Origin of the sequence: Ruegeria arenilitoris (genome assembly GCF_013030985.1) — a bacterium.
In the GTDB taxonomy this organism is placed as follows: Bacteria; Pseudomonadota; Alphaproteobacteria; order Rhodobacterales; family Rhodobacteraceae; genus Ruegeria; species Ruegeria arenilitoris_B.
In genome coordinates, this window is record NZ_WPYP01000002.1 from 380,808 (window position 1) to 400,789 (window position 19,982).

Annotated in this window: 18 protein-coding genes and 1 pseudogene; 7 read left to right on the forward strand and 12 right to left on the reverse strand. The window is 59.5% G+C overall.

Going from position 1 to position 19,982, the window contains the following annotated elements:
* Positions 1-216: 216 nt before the first annotated feature.
* Positions 217-951 carry a class I SAM-dependent methyltransferase gene (locus GOX88_RS07760; protein WP_170400598.1) on the reverse strand — a complete coding sequence of 245 codons (735 nt, stop codon included), beginning with the start codon at positions 949-951 and terminating at the stop codon, positions 217-219.
* 61 nt (positions 952-1,012) lie between these two features.
* Here GOX88_RS07760 and gloB point away from each other — a divergent pair, with 61 nt between their 5' ends.
* From gloB to GOX88_RS07775, 3 genes are all read left to right on the forward strand, one after another.
* Entirely contained in the window at positions 1,013-1,780 is a 768-nt protein-coding gene (gene gloB, locus GOX88_RS07765; RefSeq protein ID WP_170400599.1) for a hydroxyacylglutathione hydrolase, read from the forward strand.
* Positions 1,781-1,946: 166 nt separating this feature from the next.
* A complete protein-coding gene (clpA, locus tag GOX88_RS07770; protein WP_170400600.1) occupies positions 1,947-4,271 on the forward strand; it encodes an ATP-dependent Clp protease ATP-binding subunit ClpA in 2,325 nt (774 codons plus the stop codon).
* A gap of 90 nt (positions 4,272-4,361) precedes the next feature.
* A complete protein-coding gene (locus tag GOX88_RS07775; protein ID WP_170400601.1) occupies positions 4,362-4,970 on the forward strand; it encodes a DJ-1/PfpI family protein in 609 nt (202 codons plus the stop codon).
* 11 nt (positions 4,971-4,981) lie between these two features.
* On the opposite strand, the gene GOX88_RS07780 is transcribed toward GOX88_RS07775, so the two are convergent.
* The 3 genes from GOX88_RS07780 to GOX88_RS07790 all read right to left on the reverse strand — a co-directional run bounded on the left by GOX88_RS07780 (position 4,982) and on the right by GOX88_RS07790 (position 8,402).
* The gene (locus tag GOX88_RS07780) at positions 4,982-6,619 is read right to left on the reverse strand and encodes a peptidoglycan -binding protein (RefSeq protein WP_170400602.1); all 1,638 of its coding nucleotides are present in this window, start codon (positions 6,617-6,619) and stop codon (positions 4,982-4,984) included.
* A gap of 3 nt (positions 6,620-6,622) precedes the next feature.
* Positions 6,623-7,801: a biopolymer transporter ExbB gene (locus GOX88_RS07785; RefSeq protein WP_170400603.1), complete on the reverse strand. Its 1,179-nt coding sequence runs from the start codon at positions 7,799-7,801 to the stop codon at positions 6,623-6,625.
* A 70-nt stretch (positions 7,802-7,871) separates the two neighbouring features.
* Positions 7,872-8,402, reverse strand: coding sequence for a gamma-glutamylcyclotransferase (locus GOX88_RS07790; RefSeq protein WP_170400604.1), 531 nt, complete (start codon positions 8,400-8,402; stop codon positions 7,872-7,874).
* A 67-nt stretch (positions 8,403-8,469) separates the two neighbouring features.
* Here GOX88_RS07790 and GOX88_RS07795 point away from each other — a divergent pair, with 67 nt between their 5' ends.
* On the forward strand, positions 8,470-9,471 hold the full coding sequence (locus GOX88_RS07795) for a DUF2125 domain-containing protein (protein WP_170400605.1): 1,002 nt from the start codon (positions 8,470-8,472) through the stop codon (positions 9,469-9,471).
* Here the strand turns inward: GOX88_RS07795 and GOX88_RS07800 are convergent.
* From GOX88_RS07800 to GOX88_RS07815, 4 genes are all read right to left on the reverse strand, one after another.
* On the reverse strand, positions 9,468-10,271 hold the full coding sequence (locus GOX88_RS07800; protein ID WP_254436170.1) for an extensin-like domain-containing protein: 804 nt from the start codon (positions 10,269-10,271) through the stop codon (positions 9,468-9,470). The two genes, GOX88_RS07795 and GOX88_RS07800, sit on opposite strands and share 4 nt — an antisense overlap.
* A 20-nt stretch (positions 10,272-10,291) precedes the next feature.
* Entirely contained in the window at positions 10,292-11,212 is a 921-nt protein-coding gene (locus GOX88_RS07805) for a prephenate/arogenate dehydrogenase family protein (protein ID WP_170400607.1), read from the reverse strand.
* Positions 11,209-12,294 carry a histidinol-phosphate transaminase gene (gene hisC / locus GOX88_RS07810; RefSeq protein WP_170400608.1) on the reverse strand — a complete coding sequence of 362 codons (1,086 nt, stop codon included), beginning with the start codon at positions 12,292-12,294 and terminating at the stop codon, positions 11,209-11,211. The genes GOX88_RS07805 and hisC overlap by 4 nt, the downstream gene beginning before the upstream one ends.
* Before the next feature lie 65 nt (positions 12,295-12,359).
* Positions 12,360-13,775, reverse strand: coding sequence for an aminotransferase class V-fold PLP-dependent enzyme (locus GOX88_RS07815; protein WP_170400609.1), 1,416 nt, complete (start codon positions 13,773-13,775; stop codon positions 12,360-12,362).
* A 102-nt stretch (positions 13,776-13,877) separates the two neighbouring features.
* Between GOX88_RS07815 and GOX88_RS07820 the strand changes: the two genes are divergently transcribed.
* Positions 13,878-14,339: an Lrp/AsnC family transcriptional regulator gene (locus GOX88_RS07820; protein WP_170400610.1), complete on the forward strand. Its 462-nt coding sequence runs from the start codon at positions 13,878-13,880 to the stop codon at positions 14,337-14,339.
* A gap of 3 nt (positions 14,340-14,342) precedes the next feature.
* Here GOX88_RS07820 and GOX88_RS07825 read toward each other — a convergent pair whose 3' ends face one another.
* The gene (locus GOX88_RS07825) at positions 14,343-15,167 is read right to left on the reverse strand and encodes an SDR family oxidoreductase (RefSeq protein WP_170400611.1); all 825 of its coding nucleotides are present in this window, start codon (positions 15,165-15,167) and stop codon (positions 14,343-14,345) included.
* A gap of 162 nt (positions 15,168-15,329) precedes the next feature.
* On the opposite strand from GOX88_RS07825, the gene GOX88_RS07830 reads away from it, so the two are divergent.
* Positions 15,330-16,217, forward strand: a complete 888-nt coding sequence (locus GOX88_RS07830) for an AraC family transcriptional regulator (RefSeq protein WP_170400612.1) — start codon at positions 15,330-15,332, stop codon at positions 16,215-16,217.
* Between the two features lie 55 nt (positions 16,218-16,272).
* Here GOX88_RS07830 and rpsD read toward each other — a convergent pair whose 3' ends face one another.
* From rpsD to GOX88_RS07845, 3 genes and pseudogenes are all read right to left on the reverse strand, one after another.
* Entirely contained in the window at positions 16,273-16,893 is a 621-nt protein-coding gene (gene rpsD, locus GOX88_RS07835; RefSeq protein ID WP_170400613.1) for a 30S ribosomal protein S4, read from the reverse strand.
* Between the two features lie 194 nt (positions 16,894-17,087).
* Entirely contained in the window at positions 17,088-17,519 is a 432-nt protein-coding gene (locus GOX88_RS07840; RefSeq protein WP_170400614.1) for a hypothetical protein, read from the reverse strand.
* 496 nt (positions 17,520-18,015) lie between these two features.
* Positions 18,016-18,775: pseudogene (locus GOX88_RS07845) on the reverse strand (IS5 family transposase).
* 342 nt (positions 18,776-19,117) lie between these two features.
* Here GOX88_RS07845 and GOX88_RS07850 point away from each other — a divergent pair.
* Positions 19,118-19,982: BCCT family transporter (locus GOX88_RS07850; protein WP_170400615.1), on the forward strand; the 865-nt coding region annotated here is incomplete at its 3' end.

Genomic DNA, 19,982 nt, shown 5'->3' on the forward strand with positions numbered 1-19,982 from the left:
ATCAAAATCACCGGGGATGTAGCAGAGCAGAACCAACCAAGCAATATACTATAGCGGTAACGGAATTATCCACAAAGCTTTGCTTTTCAATTACTTACAGCAAGTGCGACGGTTTGAACCCCTAAGGTCAGTTGAAAAATGTTACGGATATGCAGGTTTTTGCGATTCCTGTGACTTTTTTCCCGCATGTTTTCCGCCCTTTTGGCGGGTGAATGGTCAAGCGGGCTTCAACAACCCATCCAGTGCTTTGATGGGGCGCCGCTCGGTATCCTTCGAGACGGTACCGCTGGGGGGGCGGATATGTTTGGTCACTTCGACCATCAGAACGCCGCCCGCCATAATCGTTGGCACGCGTTGACCTGTTTTCTCGATCAGATTTCCAGATTTCAGCCAGAACCGTCGAAATGACGGCGGCATGTAGAGGGCGGAACAGTGGCTTTCGGGGATGAAGTGATGCGCTTTCAGCTGGCTTTCCAATTGCGATGCCGAGTACGGTCGCCCGAACCCGAACGGCGTCCGATCCGTCCGCGACCACAACCCGGCCCGGTTCGGCACAACGAACAGGGCACGCCCGCCCGGCCCCAGAACACGCCAGCATTCGTTCAGCAATTCGCTGGGGCGGCTCGAGGTTTCAAGCCCGTGCATCACCACCAGCTTGTCCACGTGGCCGGTCTCGATGGGCCACATTGTTTCCTCGGTCAGGACCGACACGTTGGACATCCCCGCAGGCCACGGCATCACCCCTTGCGGCCCCGGCATCAGGCCGATCACACGCCGCGCGTCGGCCAGGTAGGGACGCAGCAGAGGTACCGCAAACCCGAAACCCACCACCGTCTGCCCCTTGGCTTCGGGCCATATCTCGATCATCCGCCCACGGATCGCCGCCTGCGCAGCACGGCCCAATGTGCTGCGGTAGTAAAAGTTCCTCAGATCCTGCACATCAAGATGCATTGCGGACACCCGGTCAATCGGCTTAGCTGAGCGCAGTCTAGCAACGAAAGGGCAAAAGGCCATGCCTCTTGAGATCGTCACCATCCCATGTCTCAGCGATAACTACGCTTTTCTGGCGCATGACGCCGCCAGTGGCCAGACCGCCCTTGTTGACGCGCCCGAATCCGGCCCGATTCTGGCCGTACTGGAGGCGCGAGGCTGGAGGCTCAGCCATGTACTGCTGACCCATCACCATTGGGACCACGTCGACGGTCTGCCCGGCATTCTTGAAAAGCATCCCGCCAAGGTCATTGGGGCCGCTGCCGACGCCCATCGCCTGCCCCCGCTGGACCAGCAGGTTTCGGACGGTGATACGTTCGAGATCGGAGGCGAACCGGTTCAGGTGCTGGACGTGTCCGGCCATACGGTCGGACATGTTGCTTTTTATTTGCCCCAATGCTCTGTTGTCTTCACCGCCGACAGCCTGATGGCGCTTGGCTGTGGCCGCCTGTTCGAAGGGACCGCGCCACAAATGTGGGCGTCGCTCAGCAAACTGGCCGCCCTTCCGGACGAAACAATCGTCTGTTCCGGGCACGAATACACACAATCCAACGCCAAATTTGCCATAACAGTCGATCCCGACAACGCCGCGCTGCAGCAACGCATGGTCGATATCGACCGCGCCCGTGCCGACGGGCAGCCCACGGTGCCGTCGACACTGGCACTGGAAAAGGCCACAAATCCATTTCTGCGCGCCGCCGATCCGGCGATTCAGGCGCAACTGGGGATGGAAAATGCTGACCCGGCGGCAGTTTTCGCCGAAATCCGGGCTAGAAAAGACCGCTTCTAGTGCCTATTTCGCTCTCTTCACGGCCACGGTCACATGAAATGTGACTGTCAAGAGAAAGAAAACCCTTGAAGCCGGGCCACGATCAACCAAACTCTAATAGTATGAGGACATGGTTGGATTGGGGCCATAGCCGCCCCCCTTCGACCCAAGACAGAGGAGCACCCGCGTGCCTTCATTCTCGAGCACATTAGAACAAGCCATTCACGCGGCCCTGGCGGCTGCGAATGAGCGGCGACATGAATTCGCAACGCTGGAGCATTTGCTGCTGGCGCTGCTGGAGGAACCTGACGCCATCCGCGTCATGAAGGCCTGCAGCGTCGATCTGGACGAGTTGCGCAGCACTCTGGTCGAATTCATTGACGAAGACCTGTCCAATCTGGTCACCGATATCGATGGCTCCGAGGCGGTGCCGACCGCCGCGTTCCAGCGCGTTATCCAGCGTGCCGCGATCCATGTCCAAAGCTCGGGTCGGACCGAGGTGACTGGCGCGAACGTCCTGGTCGCGATCTTCGCCGAACGCGAAAGCAACGCGGCCTATTTCCTGCAGGAACAGGACATGACCCGCTATGACGCAGTGAACTTTATCGCGCATGGTGTGGCCAAGGATCCGGCCTATGGAGAAAACCGCTCGGTTTCGGGCGCAGATCAGGTCGAGGAAGAGGTCCAGTCCACCGCGAGTGAAGGCGACCAGAAGGAAAGCGCACTTGGGAAATACTGCATTGATCTGAATGCGAAGTCCCGTGCAGGCGACGTTGACCCGCTGATCGGCCGCGCCGATGAGGTTGAACGGTGTATTCAGGTTCTCTGCCGCCGCCGCAAGAACAACCCGCTGCTGGTGGGTGATCCGGGCGTGGGCAAAACCGCCATAGCAGAAGGTCTGGCACATAAGATCGTATCGGGCGAAGCACCTGACGTGCTGGCCAACACCACCATCTATTCGCTGGACATGGGCGCTCTTTTGGCGGGCACACGTTATCGCGGTGATTTCGAAGAACGGCTGAAAGCGGTGGTCACCGAACTGGAAGATCATCCCGACGCGGTGCTGTTCATTGACGAGATTCATACCGTGATCGGTGCTGGTGCCACTTCGGGTGGCGCGATGGATGCGTCCAACCTGCTGAAGCCTGCCCTGCAGGGCGGCAAGCTGCGGACCATGGGCTCGACCACTTATAAAGAGTTCCGTCAGCATTTCGAAAAAGACCGCGCGCTCAGCCGCCGGTTCCAGAAAATCGACGTGAATGAACCTTCGGTCGAGGACAGCGTGAAAATCCTGCGCGGCCTCAAGCCCTATTTCGAAGAACATCACGAAATCAAATACACAGCAGACGCGATCAAGACCGCCGTGGAACTCTCGGCGCGCTATATCAATGACCGCAAGCTGCCCGACAAGGCCATCGACGTGATCGATGAAGCCGGTGCCGCGCAGCATCTGGTCGCGGAAAGCAAACGCCGCAAAACCATCGGTGTGAAAGAGATCGAGGCCGTTGTTGCCAAGATCGCCCGCATCCCGCCGAAGAACGTCACTAAGGACGATGCCGAGGTTCTGAAAGATCTTGAGGCTTCGCTGAAACGTGTGGTGTTCGGTCAGGATGACGCCATCGTGGCGCTGTCCAGTGCGATCAAGCTGGCGCGTGCCGGTCTGCGTGAGCCCGAAAAGCCCATCGGCAACTACCTGTTCGCCGGTCCGACCGGTGTGGGTAAAACCGAAGTCGCCAAACAGCTGGCGGATACGCTGGGCGTCGAATTGCTGCGTTTCGACATGTCGGAATACATGGAGAAACACGCGGTATCCCGTCTGATCGGCGCTCCGCCGGGTTATGTCGGGTTCGATCAGGGCGGTCTGCTGACCGACGGTGTCGACCAGCACCCGCACTGCGTGCTGCTGCTGGATGAGATCGAAAAAGCGCACCCGGACGTGTTCAACATCCTGTTGCAGGTGATGGACCACGGTGAGCTGACCGATCACAACGGCCGTACGGTGAATTTCCGCAACGTAGTGCTGATCATGACCTCGAACGCGGGTGCACAGGAACAGGCCAAGGCCGCCATCGGCTTTGGTCGTGACCGCCGCGAGGGTGAAGACACCGCCGCAATCGAGCGTATGTTCACGCCGGAATTCCGCAACCGTCTGGATGCGGTGATCTCGTTCGCACCGCTGCCGAAAGAGGTCATCCTGCAGGTAGTCGAGAAATTCGTGCTGCAGCTTGAAGCGCAACTGCTGGACCGCAACGTGACCATCGACCTGACGCCCAAGGCCGCCGAATGGTTGGCCGACAAGGGCTATGATGACAAGATGGGCGCGCGGCCGCTGGGCCGCGTGATCCAGGAGCACATCAAGAAACCTTTGGCCGAGGAACTGCTGTTCGGCAAGCTGGCCAAGGGTGGTGTAGTCCGCGTTTCGGTCAAAAAGGGCGAGTTGAACCTGGAAATCTTCGGCCCCGATCAGCCGCGTATTCCGGGTGACAAACCGCCATTGCTGACGGCGGATTAATCCTGGCCAAAAACAAATCCCTACGCCCGCCGACCTGTGTTGGCGGGCGTTTTCATGTAACGGATAGCCGCCTGCGGAAGGAGAGCCGGAATGCGCAAAATCGGGGCGTTGATCTTTCCAGGGTTCGAGTTGTTGGACGTGTTTGGCCCGATGGAGATGTTCGGCCTGCTTGAGGGTGACTTCACATTGGAGCTTTTGGCCGAAAGCGCGGGTCCGGTCGCAAGCAATCAAGGGCTGAAAGCCTTTGCCGAGAAATCGCTCGACGACGGCACCAACTACGACATCCTGTTTGTACCCGGCGGGGCCGGAACACGTCACGAGATTGGCAGCACTCGCCTGCTGGATTGGATCGCGCGTCGTTCGGAAACCGCAGAATTCACCCTCAGCGTCTGCACTGGCAGCGCCCTGCTTGCCAAAGCAGGCGTTTTGGACAATCGGCGTGCCACAACCAACAAGGCCGCGTTTTCCTGGGTCTGCGAACAGGGGCCACGTGTTGAGTGGGTTCCGCAGGCACGGTGGGTAGAAGACGGGCCGTTCCTGACCTCGTCCGGCGTATCTGCCGGCATGGACATGGCGCTTGGCGCTGTCGCCCTGATGCACGGAGAAGACGTGGCCGAAAAAGTCTCCATCTGGTGCGAATACACGTGGCACAAGGACAAAGCCCACGACCCGTTTGCCCGAATTCACGGGTTGGCCTGATTGTTGAGCGGCTACCGCTCGGTCAGCTTCAGTTCGATCCGACGGTTCTGTGCCCGCGCTTCGGGGGTATCGGCGGGATTGACGGGCTGGAATTCGCCAAAGCCGTTGGCCGCCAACCGGTTCGGCGGGATGCCTAGTGCGTCGACCATATAGCGCACCACTGACAGAGCCCTACCCTGACTCAGTTCCCAGTTGTCGCGATATCGTCCGGACCCCGCCAGCGGCACGTTGTCCGTGTGGCCATCTACCCGGATCACCCAGTTCAGACCCTCAGGAATTTCCGCAGCCACGCTGCGCAGGATGGCAGCCACCTTGGCGACCTCTTGCTGACCGACCTGGGACAGGACAGCCGATCCCGTATCGAACAGAACTTCGGACGAGAACACGAAACGGTCCCCTTCGATCCGAACACCTTCTTCATCGCCCAGCACATCACGCAGCCGGCCGAAGAATTCCGATCGATAGCGCTGCAGGTCCTCGGCCTGCGCGGCAAGGTCCTGCGCCTCGATTTCAAGACGCTTACGTTCGGCCTCTTCCAGCAGGCGGCGGCGACGCTCTTCCGAGGCCGCGCGCGCCAACGCCGCGTTCAGGTCCTGCCCCAGTGTCTGGATACGGATATCAGCAGCGGCGTTGCGTTCCCGGTAATCGTCCAGCAAAGCCTGCAACCCACCCAACTGTTCGCGCAGCGCGGCCAACTGCTGGTTCAGTAGTGCGGTTTCACGTTGCGCCTTTTCCGAAATCGCCTGCTCGGCCGACAGCGTGTCACGCGCCACCGAGAGCAGGGCCGCGCGTTCTTCGGCCAAGGTCCGTTGCTCCTGCGCCTCGGCCTGGGCTTCGCTCTGCGCGGCAAGGGCGGCGTCAAGCCGTGCCCGCAACTCTTCGGTGTTCAGGTCCCCAAACTGTCGTTCCAATTCTGCCTTTGCAGCCTGCGCTGCGGCCAACAGAGTCAGTGTTTCCTCGGCTTCCTTGCGCTGCGCCTCCAGCGCAAGGGTCATGGCCGTCAATTCAGCATCCGCATTCTGCAGACGGGTCCGCAGATTTTCGGCAGCAGCGGCCTCGGCCAGTCTGGCGGCCTCTTCTGCAGTCAGTTGTTCCTCAAGCTCAGAAATCCGGGCGCCCTGCGCCGCGTCGCTTTGCTCAAGATCAGCCACCAGCGCCTCAAGTGCCTCGCGTTGGGCAGCGGCCAAGCGCGCGGCCTCGGTCTGTTCGTCGATCTCGGCCCGACTTTGCGCCAAAGCCAGGTTCAAAGCCTCCTGCTCGCTCTGCAATTCGGCGATTTCATCCTGCGACCGGGCCTGATCCAACAACAGAGCCGCAACCTGAGCTTCAAAGTCGGTCAGTTGGATCTGGGCCTGCACCAGCTCGGTCTCGACCTGCGTCAGAGTCGAGCTCAATACCCCCAACCGCGCCTGCAACCGGCTGTTCTCCCGCTCTTCCAGACCTAGCGCCCCAGCCAGAGCCGCAACTTCGTCCGACAGGGCCGTCAATTCATCCTCTTGTCCGGAAATGGTTTCGCGCAGCACGTATTGCACCACCATGAAGATGGTCAGCACAAAGGTCAGCACCATCAAAAGCCCGGTAATCGCATCCACGAATCCGGGCCAGACTGAGCCCTGGAAACGCTGACCTGTGCGGCGGGACAGTGCCATGGTTTACTCGCTTTCCGGAGCGGTGCGCACGGCGCCTCGGGGCAATGTCAGGGCTTTGACAAGCAGTTCGATATCCTTGCGCAGCTCGCTCATGCTTTCCTGCCGCCCGGCCGAAATCTCTTCAAGAATACGCAGCAACTGTACATCCATCGAGCGCAGACGCATACGGCTTTCAGCATCGATCCCATCGCCGGCACCCTGTTCGCGCATATGGTCCAGAAGCGCGTCCTGCCCAAGGGCCACCCGCTCCAGCGCCGCCGTCACGTTATCGTTATTAGACTGCCGTGCGTTCATTTCGCCGATCGAGTCCGCCAACTGGCCCAACTTGGTCGACACCGCCGCGCTATCCGCCCCTTGCGCGGAAAACAGATCCTGCAGCGCGTTCATCTGTTCGGACATGGCGTCAAGCACAGGGGTCAGCACGGCCAGTTCGGCGTTGCCCTCATCCCCGGCGGCAAACCCGACACGGGTGATCGAGGACAACCATTCCTCAAGCTCGCGGTAGAACCGGTTTTGCCCGTGGCCCGCAAACAGTTCCAAGAGGCCAACGATCAGCGATCCGGCCAGACCCAGTAGCGAGGACCCAAAGGCCACGCCCATGCCCTGCAACTGCGATTCCAGTCCCACCATCAGGCGGTTGAACACGGCCAGACCCTCTTCGCCCTGTTGGGGGTTGAGGCTGCGGATGGTGTCGACGATGGCCGGAACTGTTGTGGCCAGCCCGAAAAACGTACCCAAAAGGCCAAGATAAATCAGGACGTTGGTGATATATCGGGTAATCTCACGCTCTTCCTCGATCCGCTCGGCCACCGAATCCAGAATGGACCGGGTTGAGGTCGAACTGATCTGTGACCGCGCGCCCCGTTCGCGCAGAAGGGACGCCAGCGGTGCCAGCAATTGCGGCGTGCGCGCGTCTTCGCGAACGACCCCGCCGACAAACGCCTCGATCCAGCGGACCGACCCGATCAGCTGTGTCACCTGATAGAAACAGGCAAACACACCGATGACGAACACCAGTATGATGAAACCGTTCAGGTAGGGGTTGGCGTAAAAGACCGGCAGCACGTAGGGCAACGCCATGAAGACCCCTAGCCCCGCCAAGGCGATCGCGACCAGCATCGTAACGATCTGACGAATGGGTTGCGAGAAATGCGGTCTCGCGCCCTGATGTGCCTGCGCCATGCGCGTGGTTCCCGGTATTTTGCCTGCTCTACGCTGAATCTAGCGAAAATACACCGGTGACGCCAAGGGTTTATGCGGTGATGGTCCGCACCCGTTGCGCCAACCACTCAAGATCGGGATCGCGCAGGTCGATCTCGGCCAGATGTTCGGCGGTGTTGTACAGATATTCGGTGTTTGGCCCGCGCCCGCCCACGGCATGGGCGATGATCTGCGCCTGTTCTTCCAGCGGCATTCCCCCGCAATACTGCACATGGTCAGCGTCGATCACGTAGGTCACCGCAGTCACCACCTCGCTACTGTCCAGATGCACATCCAGCATTTTCTCGACATAGGCCGACGAGATCAGCTCGCGTTCGCGCAATTCGTGCAGCGTTCGGTCTTCGTGACCGGCCTCGACCGCCAGGGCCAACCCCTTGCAATGGGCATCGTCCTGCTCGTCCAGTGCCAGAACAAGGCCGGGGTGATCCTCGGTTCCGCGGTGGTGGATCGAGCTCATGCAGAAGGACCGGGCATAGCCGTGCAGCGTTGCGCGTTCGCTGCGGGCCACCGGAAAGCCCGGGTTCCACAGCAGCGATCCATATCCGAAAACCCACATCGTCATAGCACTGGTCCTTGCCCGTTTGCGCCTATAAACATCAATTCCGAGGCGGGAAAAAGGGCCATCTGTCATGCGCGGTCTGGTGCGGTTTATCATTTTCATCTTTGTCGCGTGGAGCGCCTACTGGTTCATCGCCGGTTTCGGGCTGCGCAATGCACTCACCACTTGGTTCGACAAACAGCAGGAACGGGGCTGGCAGGCCGAGTTTGCAGAGGTTGAGACCGCCGGATACCCCTTCCACCACATGACCCGTCTGAACAGCCCCGCGCTGGCCGATCCGGTCAATGGCACCGCTTGGAGCGCCGACTGGATCGAGTTCCAAAGCCCCGCGATCTGGCCTGGCCGACAGGTTCTGCGGTTTGCCGACACGCCGCAACGGCTGTCCTACTACGACCAGACAGCCACCATTGAAGCCGATGATTTGCAGGCTGAACTGCAATTGCAACCCGGTGTCGCGCTTGTGCTGGAAAAGATGGCACTGACCGCCGGGCCTTGGTCGATTACTGACGAAACCGGGACGCTGGCCGGCGGCGACACACTTGCGCTTGTGATGGAGCAGACGCCGACCCCCGAGGCCTATGTGATTGGAGCCCGGATTGACGGCTTCACCCCCGGTGACGACCTGCGCGAGTTGATGCGCTCGGCCACAACCCTGCCCCAGGCGTTCGAGACGCTGGAGCTGGATTTGACCGCCACCTTCGACAAGGCCTGGGATCGTTCGGCGTTGGAAGAAAGCAGGCCGCAGCCGGTGAAGATTGATCTGCGTCTGGCAGAGATGAAGTGGGGCGCGCTACGTCTGTTCGCCACCGGAGAGCTGGATGTTGATCAACAAGGCATTCCGATTGGCGAGATTGCCGTAAAGGCCGAGAACTGGCGCGACATGATAGCCATGGCCAATGCGGCAGGTGCCCTGCCCGATCAGGCGGTTGACCCGGTGACCCGCGCGCTGAACTTCATGGCCGGGCTGGGCGGCAATCCCAACGCGCTGGATTTGCAGCTGAATTTCCGCGATGGTTTTGTGGCACTGGGTCCCCTGCCTCTTGGACCGGCCCCACGACTGATCCTGCGTTAACGGCAGTACGGCCCCCGGCGGTAGCGCGCTGTGTCCAGATGGAAATGGTCCTTATGATAGCGATCCGCGTTTGGCCCCAACACGGTGCCAAACGGCCCACACGCCCCCCGCCAGACTTTGGTCAGCTGCCGCTTTGACGGGTTCTTGCGCCAGCCGTTCAGGACCGTGACCACTTCGCCATCGGCCATCTTGAAACCCGAGATATCGATAGCCCTGCCCTTGCCGTGCTCGGAGATCTTCGCACCTTTTCGATTGTTACGGGTCCGGCAGGCATAATGCGCGGCGACCTGAATCTCGACCACCGGCCCGCGCCGCTTGAAGGTCGGCTTGACCGTCTTGTCGACCCATTTGTTCAGCGCAATGGCCGTGCCACAATCCATGGTGGACGGACGGCTAAGTGCCACGCCCGAGACCGAAGTGACCTGAACGGCGTCCTTGATGCCGCACGCCTTGATTTTGCCCGGCACGCTGCCGACTGGTTTGCCTTGAATATCTATGTCCCCGCATACCGAGGTTTTGCGCAGCTTGCGTTTCTTGAACAGCACTTCCAGCTCCAGTGCTTTCGGGCGCAAAAGCGGTCGGATCGGCGCGTTTTGCTCCAACACCGACACATCCGTCGGGGCGGTGGCGGCGGCCAGGATGACTTGCGTCTCGGGCCGCAATTTGGGGCGAATTTCAGCAGGGACAGGGTCGGCGAAGGCCAGTACCGATGCCTCAGAAGGGCGCGTGACAGGAACCAGTGACTGTTCCAGAGGCGCCGCGTTGGACCATGTGGCGCTGACCGCCACGCATCCAATCATCAGAAACCTCCAGCTGCGTCTCATGAGCTTGCTTTGCCTCGTCCAAAGTCCGGCGCGTCCGTATCCTGCCCGGCGTCGATGATCCCGCGCCGGATCGCGCGCGTGCGGGTGAAATAGTCAAACAGGTGCTCCCCATCGCCGGTGCGGATGGCGCGTTGCAGGGCGAAAAGCTCCTCGGTAAAGCGCCCGAGGATTTCCAGCGTTGCGTCCTTGTTGGTCAGGAACACATCGCGCCACATTGTCGGGTCCGAGGCAGCGATCCGCGTGAAGTCCCGGAAACCGGCGGCGGAGTATTTGATAACTTCGCTATCGGTCACCCGACGCAGGTCATCGGCGACACCCACCATCGTATAGGCAATCAGGTGTGGCGCATGAGACGTGACCGCCAGAACCAGATCGTGGTGGTCTGCATCCATCTCATCGACATTCGCGCCCATGCCTTCCCACAGTGCCCGCAGACGGGCGATGGCGTCCGGGTCCGAGCCTTCGACCGGCACCAGCAGGCACCAGCGATTGTCATAAAGCTCGGCAAAACCAGCCTCGGGGCCGGAATGTTCGGTCCCGGCAAGCGGGTGCGCAGGGACGAAATGAACACCTTCAGGGATATGTGGAGACACGGCCTGAATCACGTGCCGTTTGACCGAGCCCACATCCGTCACCGTCGCACCCGGTTTCAGAACCGGGGCGATATCTGCGGCCACAGCCTCCATCGCGCCGACGGGGACGCACAGAACCACGAGGTCCGCGCCCTCAACCGCTTCGCGCGCTGTATCGCACACACGGTCACACAGACCGATCCGGCGTGCCGTATCACGGGTTGCCTCGGACCTGGCATAGCCGGTGACTTCACCCGCAAGGCCTGAACGTTTGATGGCCCAGAACATGGACGATGCAATCAGACCCAGCCCGATCAGCGCAATACGGTCGTAAACCTGGCTCATGCGGCACCCCCTTTGAACGCGGCGATGGCCGCAACGACGCGGCGGCAGGCGTCTTCGTCACCTACGGTGATCCGTAAGGCGTTGGGCAGGTTGTAGCCCGCCACGCGGCGCACGATCAGGCCTTGGGTCTTGAAGTAATCGTCGCACGCCTCAGCCTCGGCCTGATCCGCAAACCGGGCGAGGATGAAGTTGGTGCAGGACGCGTCCGACGGCACGCCGATCTTGTCCAACTCCGCCGACAGCCACACCCGCAGACGGGCATTTTCGGCCTGACAGAACGACAGGAACTCCACATCCTTAACCGCAGCCTCAGCCGCCGCCAAGGCCGTCAAGGACAGGTTGAACGGCTGGCGCACCCGGTTCAGCACATCGATGATCGACTGCGCGGCATAACCCCAGCCGACCCGCATGCCACCCAGACCAAAAACCTTCGAGAAGGTCCGGGTCATGATCACGTTCTCGAACCGATCCACCAGCGATGCACCACCGTCAAAACCGTCAACGAACTCGGCATAGGCCCCGTCGATTACCATGAGACAGGTCTGCGGCAGCGCCTCTGCCAGCCGCACCAGCTCCGCCTCGGGGATCATGGTCGAGGTCGGGTTGCCCGGATTGGTCACGAACACGATCCGTGTCTGTTCGGTGACAGCGGCAAGGATGTTGTCCACATCCACATGGCGGTCCCGCTCGGACACCATCACCGGCGTCGCACCAGCCATGCGGGCGATGATCGGGTACATGGAAAACCCGTGCTCGGTATAGATGACTTCATCCCCCGGCCCCGCATAGGCCTGAGCGATGAATTGCAACACCTCGTCACTGCCCACACCGCAGATGATCCGCGCCGGGTCCAAGCCGTGCCGCGCACCAATCGCCGCGCGCAGGCTGGCGTGGTCAGTGCTGGGATAGCGATGCAGGGTTGCGGCACTGTCGCGCACCGCCTCAATCGCCTTGGGGCTGGGGCCAAACGGGTTTTCGTTTGAACTCAGCTTGATCACATGCTCGACCCCGGCCACATGCGACTGGCCGCCCTGATAGAGCGCGATGTCCATAATGCCGGGTTGAGGGGTGATCTTGTTCATAAGAGGCTCCGTTTATTGGAGCCTCTCATACCTGTCTCAACGCGTTGAGAAAAGCGGCAATTCCGTCACGCCGCTTTGAAGCGGGCCGTTGCCGGGTCGGCACTGTAATAGGGCGCGAATTCTTCGGTCCGGTGGGACAGGTCGTTGACGCTGTCGATGATGAACTGAACCGTCTCTTCGCTCATCAGATACGAGAAGTTCAGGCGCACCCAACCGGGTTTTTTCATCTCTTCCCCGGCAGACAATGCCGCGTGCAGTTCTTCCGACGTCTCACGGTCGATCCCCAACAGGCGGTGCGCATAAGGCCCGGCACAGGCACAGCCGCCACGGGCCTGAATGCCGTAGATATCGCTGAGCATCCGGGTGAACAGTTGCTGATGAACAGGGTGCCCAGCGTTGTCACGCACCAGGAATGAATAGATCGGCAGGCGATGCGGGTTTTCCGTGCCCAGCAGGGTCAGGTTCGGGTTGTCGCCCCAGCCTTCCAGCGCCATGCGATTGTACTTTGCCTCACGGCGGGCAATCTCATCGGTGCCAACCACGTCTTTGACCATGAAGGCCAGCGCCGCGCGGATGTCACCTATCACGTTGGGTGTTCCGGCCTCTTCGCGGGTGGCCAGATCCTCGCTGTAATCATGCCGCCACGGTGAGACGAAACTGACCGTGCCGCCACCGGGCCAACTGGGACATGTGCGTTTCACAGCGTTCTGGTTGAGGATCAGCACGCCCGAGGCGCCCGGCCCGCCCGGGAACTTGTGCGGTGAAACGACGATGGCATCTTTACGCGCGTCCTCAGGGCCCATATCCATCGGCAGGTAAGGTCCGCCGCCTGCGTAATCCCAAACCGACACGGCCCCGTGCGCCTTGAGCACCCGGGTGATCGGGTCCGGGTCAGTGATGATGCCGGTGACGTTCGATGCGGCCGAAAAGGACCCGATGATCAGATCGGAACAGGCATTGTCGACCAGGGCCTGTTCCAACGCAGCCAGGTCAACGCCCCCCTCGGCGGCTTCGGGGATTTCAATCACCCGCGCTTTGCTTTCCCGCCAGGGCAGGATGTTCGAGTGGTGTTCATACGGCCCGATCAAAACAACCGGCCGGTCAGCCGCATCCACACCCAACAAACTGACCAACCGGTTGAGACCCGCAGTGGCGCCGGACCCGGTGAAGATCACCGCGTCCTCTCCCCTCGCACCAACGATGCGGGCAATCTCTGCGCGTGCCTCACGACGCAGACGGGTCATATGAGACCCGCAATAGGAGGCCTCAGTATGGCTGTTGGCATAGAAGGGCAGCACCTCATGGGCGACAAAATCCTCAACCTGCCGCAGCGCACGGCCCGAGGCGACGTAATCCGCATAAACCAGCGGTACGTCCCCATGCAGACCCGGGATCAGAACGTTCTCTCCGATCAGTCCGTCGCGCAGAGAGGAATCGTGAGTGGCGGTTTGGATTTCTGAGCGAAATTTGGACAGGGTCATGGCAAAGGCTCCGTATTGCCTTTCCAATATGATTGATCCCTTCTGAGAAAACTTCACCTTTCTTTTGATAGATTTGTCATTCTTTGTGTCATATGATCAGATATGGCGGAAAAAATAGATCAAATCGACAAACGCATCCTACGTGAATTGCAAACCAACGCCACACTGTCCCAACGCGAATTGGCGGATCGGGTCGGGTTGTCACAGAACGCCTGTTGGCGGCGTCTGAAGGCACTAAACGAGGAAGGCGTAATCACCGGCTCGACCGCCCGGATCGCGCGCGAGAAACTGGGGCTGAGCCTTGTGGTCTTCGTCATGCTGCGCACACGGCACCATTCGTCCGAATGGCTGCAGGCCTTTCGCAGCCACGTCCTGACGATCCCCGAGGTGGTCGATTTCCACCGCATCGGCGGCGACTATGACTATCAGTTGAAAGTCGTGACCGAAGATATGGCCTCGTATGACAAGGTCTATCAGCGCCTGATCGAGAAGGTCGAGCTGGACAGCGTGACCTCGTATTTCGCGATGGAAGCGATCGCCGAGGGGCGACCGCTACCGATCTGAGTGTCAGGCCAGCCCAAGCATCGTTTTCATACCACCGATGAAGGTAGCGTCATCCAGAGCCTTGCGGTTGTCCAGCAACTCAACCGCATCGGCCCCGGCCCGATAACGCAGCGTATCCGTCCCGTCCGTCACCGCGTTCAGAATGACTTCGGCCACAACGCTGGGCGGCGAGGTGCGTTCGGCCATTTCCTCGGACCCCCAAGCGCCAAACAGGGCCTGCACCACGGGCTGGTATTCGGTCATGCTTTCATCGTTGACGAAATCAAAGGACCGGCCGCCGAAATCGGTAGCAATCAACCCGGGTTCGACAATCTTGACCTTGATACCAGCCGCGGCGAGTTCGTAATGCAGCGACTCCGATATCCCTTCGACTGCGAATTTCGTACCGTGATACAGTGCCCCGAGCGGGAAGGTGATCTGCCCGCCGATGGACGAGATATTCACGATGCAACCCGAACCATTGGCACGCATATGCGGCAGAACGGCTTTGGTCACGGCCAGCAGACCGATCACGTTGGTATCGAATTGCCGCCGGATACGGTCCATCGGGAATGCCTCCAGCGGACCATAAGCGCCGTAACCTGCGTTGTTCAGCAGAACGTTAATCTGCCCGAACCGCGCGATCCCCTCGGCCACGGCCGCCGTGATCGAGCCCTCATCAGTGACATCCAACCGCGTCACCAAGACGTTATCCATCTGCGTCAGTTCGGTTTCCTTTTCAGGACTGCGCATAGTGGCGATGACGTTCCAGCCTTGCTTCTGAAACAGCTCCGCCGTGACTTTGCCGATGCCCGACGACGCGCCAGTGATGAGGATTGTCTGTGCCATAGTCTTTCTCCGCCATGAAAAGCCTGACAGTCAGATAGCCCCATGCGTTGCAACTTGCCTGCCGGATTCTCCGCAAGTTCTGCCTGATTCTCTGAACCTTGGGATTTTCACTGGTGCGGGTGCGCTCCGCCAAATACGCTGGGCAGGACCGTGAGGCCCGATATGACACACTTCGACCTGATTGCCGAAATTTGTAAAACCGTGCGCGAGGATCCAGAAGATGCAGCGTTCTACCCTACTGCGCTAGAGGGCTTCGGCCTGCTGCACGACGTTAAAACCAAATCCATCGAGGCGCAGGTCTATGAACCCATTGCCTGCCTAGTTCTACAAGGAAAGAAAGAAACGCGTATCGGCGACCGGCTGGTTCACTTCGGAGCAGGCGACTGTTTGATCGTCAGCCATTCGATACCGGTGCTGGCCGCAGTCACCGAAGCGAGCCGCCAGAGGCCTTATGTCGGCCTCGTCTTCTCGCTCGATTTGTCCATCCTGAGGGGCCTTTATGACGAGGTAGGATCTGCCACACCAAACATGGAGACGGTCCATAGCCTGGCGGCGTCCAAAGCCTCATCCGATCTGGTTGATGCCATGACGCGTCTGTTTCGGGCCAGCCAGAACCCGACAGATGCGCAGGTTCTGGCACCGATGATCAGCCGCGAGGTCCATTACCGGCTGTTGCAGGCCGATCACGGTGGAATGCTGCGCCAGATGTTATGGCGCGACAGCACGGCCAGCCGGATCGCGCGGGTGATTGACGTCATCCGGGCTGATTTCCGAACCCCCCTGCCCGTATCCGATCTTGCGCAGACCGCCGGCATGAGCGTTTCAGCCTTTCACGCACATTTCAAAGCGGTGACCGCCAAATCGCCGCTGCAATACCAGAAAGACCTCAGATTGCTCGAAGCGCGCCGGCTTTTGTCCCACGGCACGCTCAGCGTGTCGCAGGCAGCCTTTGACGTGGGATATGAAAGTCCGACCCAGTTCAGCCGGGAGTATTCGCGCAAATTCGGCGTTTCTCCGCGGCGGGACATCGGAACGCAAAGCGCGGCCTGAACAAAAAAAGGCCGCGCAGAATGCGCGGCCTTGAAAGATTGTGTGTCGGCGAAGATTAGTTCTTCGCGTAGAATTCGACGACCAGGTTCGGTTCCATCATGACCGGGTAAGGCACATCGCTCAGGCCCGGTGCGCGCACGAAGGTCGCGGTCATTTTCGAATGGTCGGCGTCGATGTAGTCAGGAACATCACGCTCGGCCAGCGCAACAGCTTCCAGAACAACAGCCATCTGCTTGGACTTGTCACGTACTTCGATCACGTCGCCTTCTTTGACACGGTAAGACGGGATGTTGACCCGCTTGCCGTTCACTTTGACGTGGCCGTGGTTCACGAACTGACGTGCAGCAAACACGGTCGGCACGAACTTGGCGCGGTAAACAACGGCGTCCAGGCGGCGCTCCAGCAGACCGATCAGGTTTTCACCGGTGTCGCCCTTGACACGCTCGGCTTCGGCGTAGATGCGGCGGAACTGCTTCTCGGTCAGGTCGCCATAGTAGCCTTTCAGCTTCTGCTTGGCGCGCAGCTGCAGACCGAAGTCAGACAGCTTGCCCTTGCGGCGCTGACCGTGCTGGCCGGGGCCATATTCACGACGGTTGATCGGGGATTTCGGACGACCCCAGATGTTTTCGCCCATCCGGCGGTCGATTTTGTACTTGGCAGACGTGCGTTTGGTCACGGCTGATCTCCTTCGTTTAGGTCGAGGCCCTGCGGGCCACTATGAAGGGCGTTGTCCTCTTGAGGTTTCCCCCATGACAGGCATCCCCTTGCGGGGGCCACCAACACCAATGAAGCCGCGCTTATATCCGCGAAACGGGCAGAGTCAACATGCCCCACCACGCGGAAACAGGTTTTCTGCCAAAAAACTGAGAACTACTCGGCCCTGCGCCCGGCAGTAGCTGCAACCCGGAGGTCCGACCCGCTCATATCCTGCTTTGGTCGAACCGGGAACGCGACAACCGTGCTTGCCATCCCAGACGTGCGGCTTTGGAGCCCGCCTTCTGTGATCTCGCTGATCCAGAATTCCTGATCCCGCTCGGGGCAGTCGCCTTCAAAGACCAGCATCGGAACGGACTCTCCGTCCACGGAGAACAAGGTTGCTGTGAAGGTTTGCGCACCGTTGGTCAAAACAAGCAATCCGCTTGCTTCTTCGGACAAATCCTTGACTTGAGCGCAATGATCAAGAGTTGCAGCCGCGTTACCCCAGGCATGTCCGGTCCACTCTACCGCGTGGGCGGAGGTCTCAACCAGGTATCGCGCCTGTCCGCGCCATGACCAAGCTGCTCCGATAGACAGAAAGGACAAAGGCGCCGCCTCAAGTCCATCGATTTCTGTCTGACTCCAAAATACTGCCGTTCGACCGTTTTTTCCGGCTCTCATTGTACCCGCCTGCACCTTCAACATTTCACTACTGACTGGCACCTCTTATCAACGTAAAATGAGGCGGAAAAGAGACGTTAACGCAACATTAACGAAATTTTTACTACGGCGAATCGGCCTCTGGCCAAGGCGAGGACCTCAGCGAAACCGGTTTGACCGTACCGGTTTGCAGAACGCGGCCACAACAGAAAAACCTCATGGCAGTTCGCGACAGAACAGAATTAACATTTTGTTTCTTCGCCACAAAATCCCTAATAAAGTAGCGGGAATATCATAGTGCAAGCCCATGCGCGCACCGGCTCCATGAAGACTTGAGGTAACCAAAATTGGAATGTGCCCTATCCGCAGATTGGGCACCTTCATGCGATAATACAACACATTCTCGTGAGAATTCAGGTGCCAAGCCCGCTAGGCTCCGGCCTCATAGCCAGTAAATGACGAGCGCTGCGAGGGCGATGGCCGACAGAAAGACTTTTGGGCAGCGGTCGTAGCGCGTTGCCACATGTCGCCAATCCTTCAATCTGCCGAACATAATCTCGATACGGTTGCGGCGTTTGTAACGCTTGTCGTACCCGATCGGTTTTTTGCGTTGTTTCCGCCCTGGAATACAGGCGCGTATCCCTTTGTCTTGTAATGCTTCTCTGAACCAGTGCCCGTCATAGCCGCGATCCCCGAGCAGCCAATCCACATCTGGAATGCTGTTCAGCAGCGCCCTTGCACCGATGTGGTCGCTGACCTGCCCGGCGGTCACGAAAGGGTCCGGAGGGCGGCAGGCAGTTTGGTGTTCATGCCGCCCTTAGTTCGCCCCCTTTTTTGACGCCCAAGCTGGACGCTGTGCGATGCGCTTTCAGGTCGGTCGCGTCCACTGCCCGGCAGGGCATCGCCTGGCAATGTCCCGAAAGGGGATCATGACCGTCTTCTGCTCGTCATATTCGGCGGCAAGACCGGCCGATCATCTTGGCAAAGATGCCCTTATCGCTCCAGCGCTTCCAACGATTGCAGAGTGTCTTGTGCGGCCCGTTTCCCTTAGGCGCATCCCGCCACCGCAAACCATTGCGATGGTTGAAGATAATGCCATTCAAGACCCGCCGATCATCGGCGCGGGGTTTACCGTGGGATTCAGGAAAGACGGGCGCAAGACGCAGCATCAGCGCATCCGTCAGCCAGAAAAGACCAGACATGCTCACCGATCGGCTTTCGAACCGTGAATCACCAGGCCTGCCGGAAATCAGTGGGTCCTGAACCTAGCCACCTCATTTCAAAATTTCTGAAATATACTTAATTAATTTGAATTTGACTGATGCTGGTAAAAGAACCCATCCTGCACAGATCATGCGATTGCAGGAAAAACAACCGCCGGGGAATCCCCGAGTACGCCGCTACCGCAAGCGTAGCCTTAACCGCAAAGCTGCTTGAGAAGTTCGGTACGCGGGTCCGAACCAGAGACGCGTCGGACGCATTGTGACAAAGCCAGCTCACTTGCGTGGCATCGCATTGAAAGAGTGACAACAGGGAGGAACCTTATGTCAGTACCTGAACCCTTTACGGATCTGGAGATAGAAACGGCAGATGCCGGTTTCTATGAGAATTACAGCGTTCCAATCGCGCTGATCAGCAAGGGCATCATGGTTGCCCTTGTGCTGTGGGCGCTTGTCTTCCCGGCCAATGCAAACAGCACTTTGGGTAGCTGGAACGGCCGGCTTTTGGAAGTCTTCAACAGCTTCTACGTGGTCATTGTCGGACTGTTTGTCGTCTTCCTTGTAATTGTTGCTATCCTCCCGTCGACCGGGAAGCGAGTTATGGGAACAGCAGGCGAAAAGCCCGAGTTTTCGAACTTCTCCTGGTTCTCGATGATGTTTGGTGCGGGGTTGGGTGTGGGCCTGATGGTATTCGCCACTGCCGAGCCACTGGGCCTGTGGGGCTCGAATCCCGAGGTTGTGGCAGGCGCGGTTGCGGGCAACGATCCTGAGTCCATTCAGTCTGCGTACCGCTATACCTTCCTGCACTACGGCTTCCATGCGTGGGCGATTTACGTGGTTACGGGCCTGTCGCTGGCCTACTACGCCTATACCCGCAACATGCCTCTGACCATTCGCGCGGCTCTGACGCCGTTGTTCGGTCGCCTGATGAACGGGTTCCTTGGCCATGTGGTTGACGTCCTGGGCGTCGTTGCAACGATCCTGGGTGTGTCCGTCACCATCGGTTTTGGTGTCAGCCAGTTCATCGACGGTCTTTATGCCATCACCGGCATGGAATGGATCATGGATCTGGGCGGTGAGGTTCCGACCCCCAGCAAAGTCGGTCTGATCGCAGGTCTGGTTGTTATCATGGGTCTGTCGATCATCTCGGCTGTGTCGGGTGTTGGCCGCGGCGTCAAGTACCTGTCGA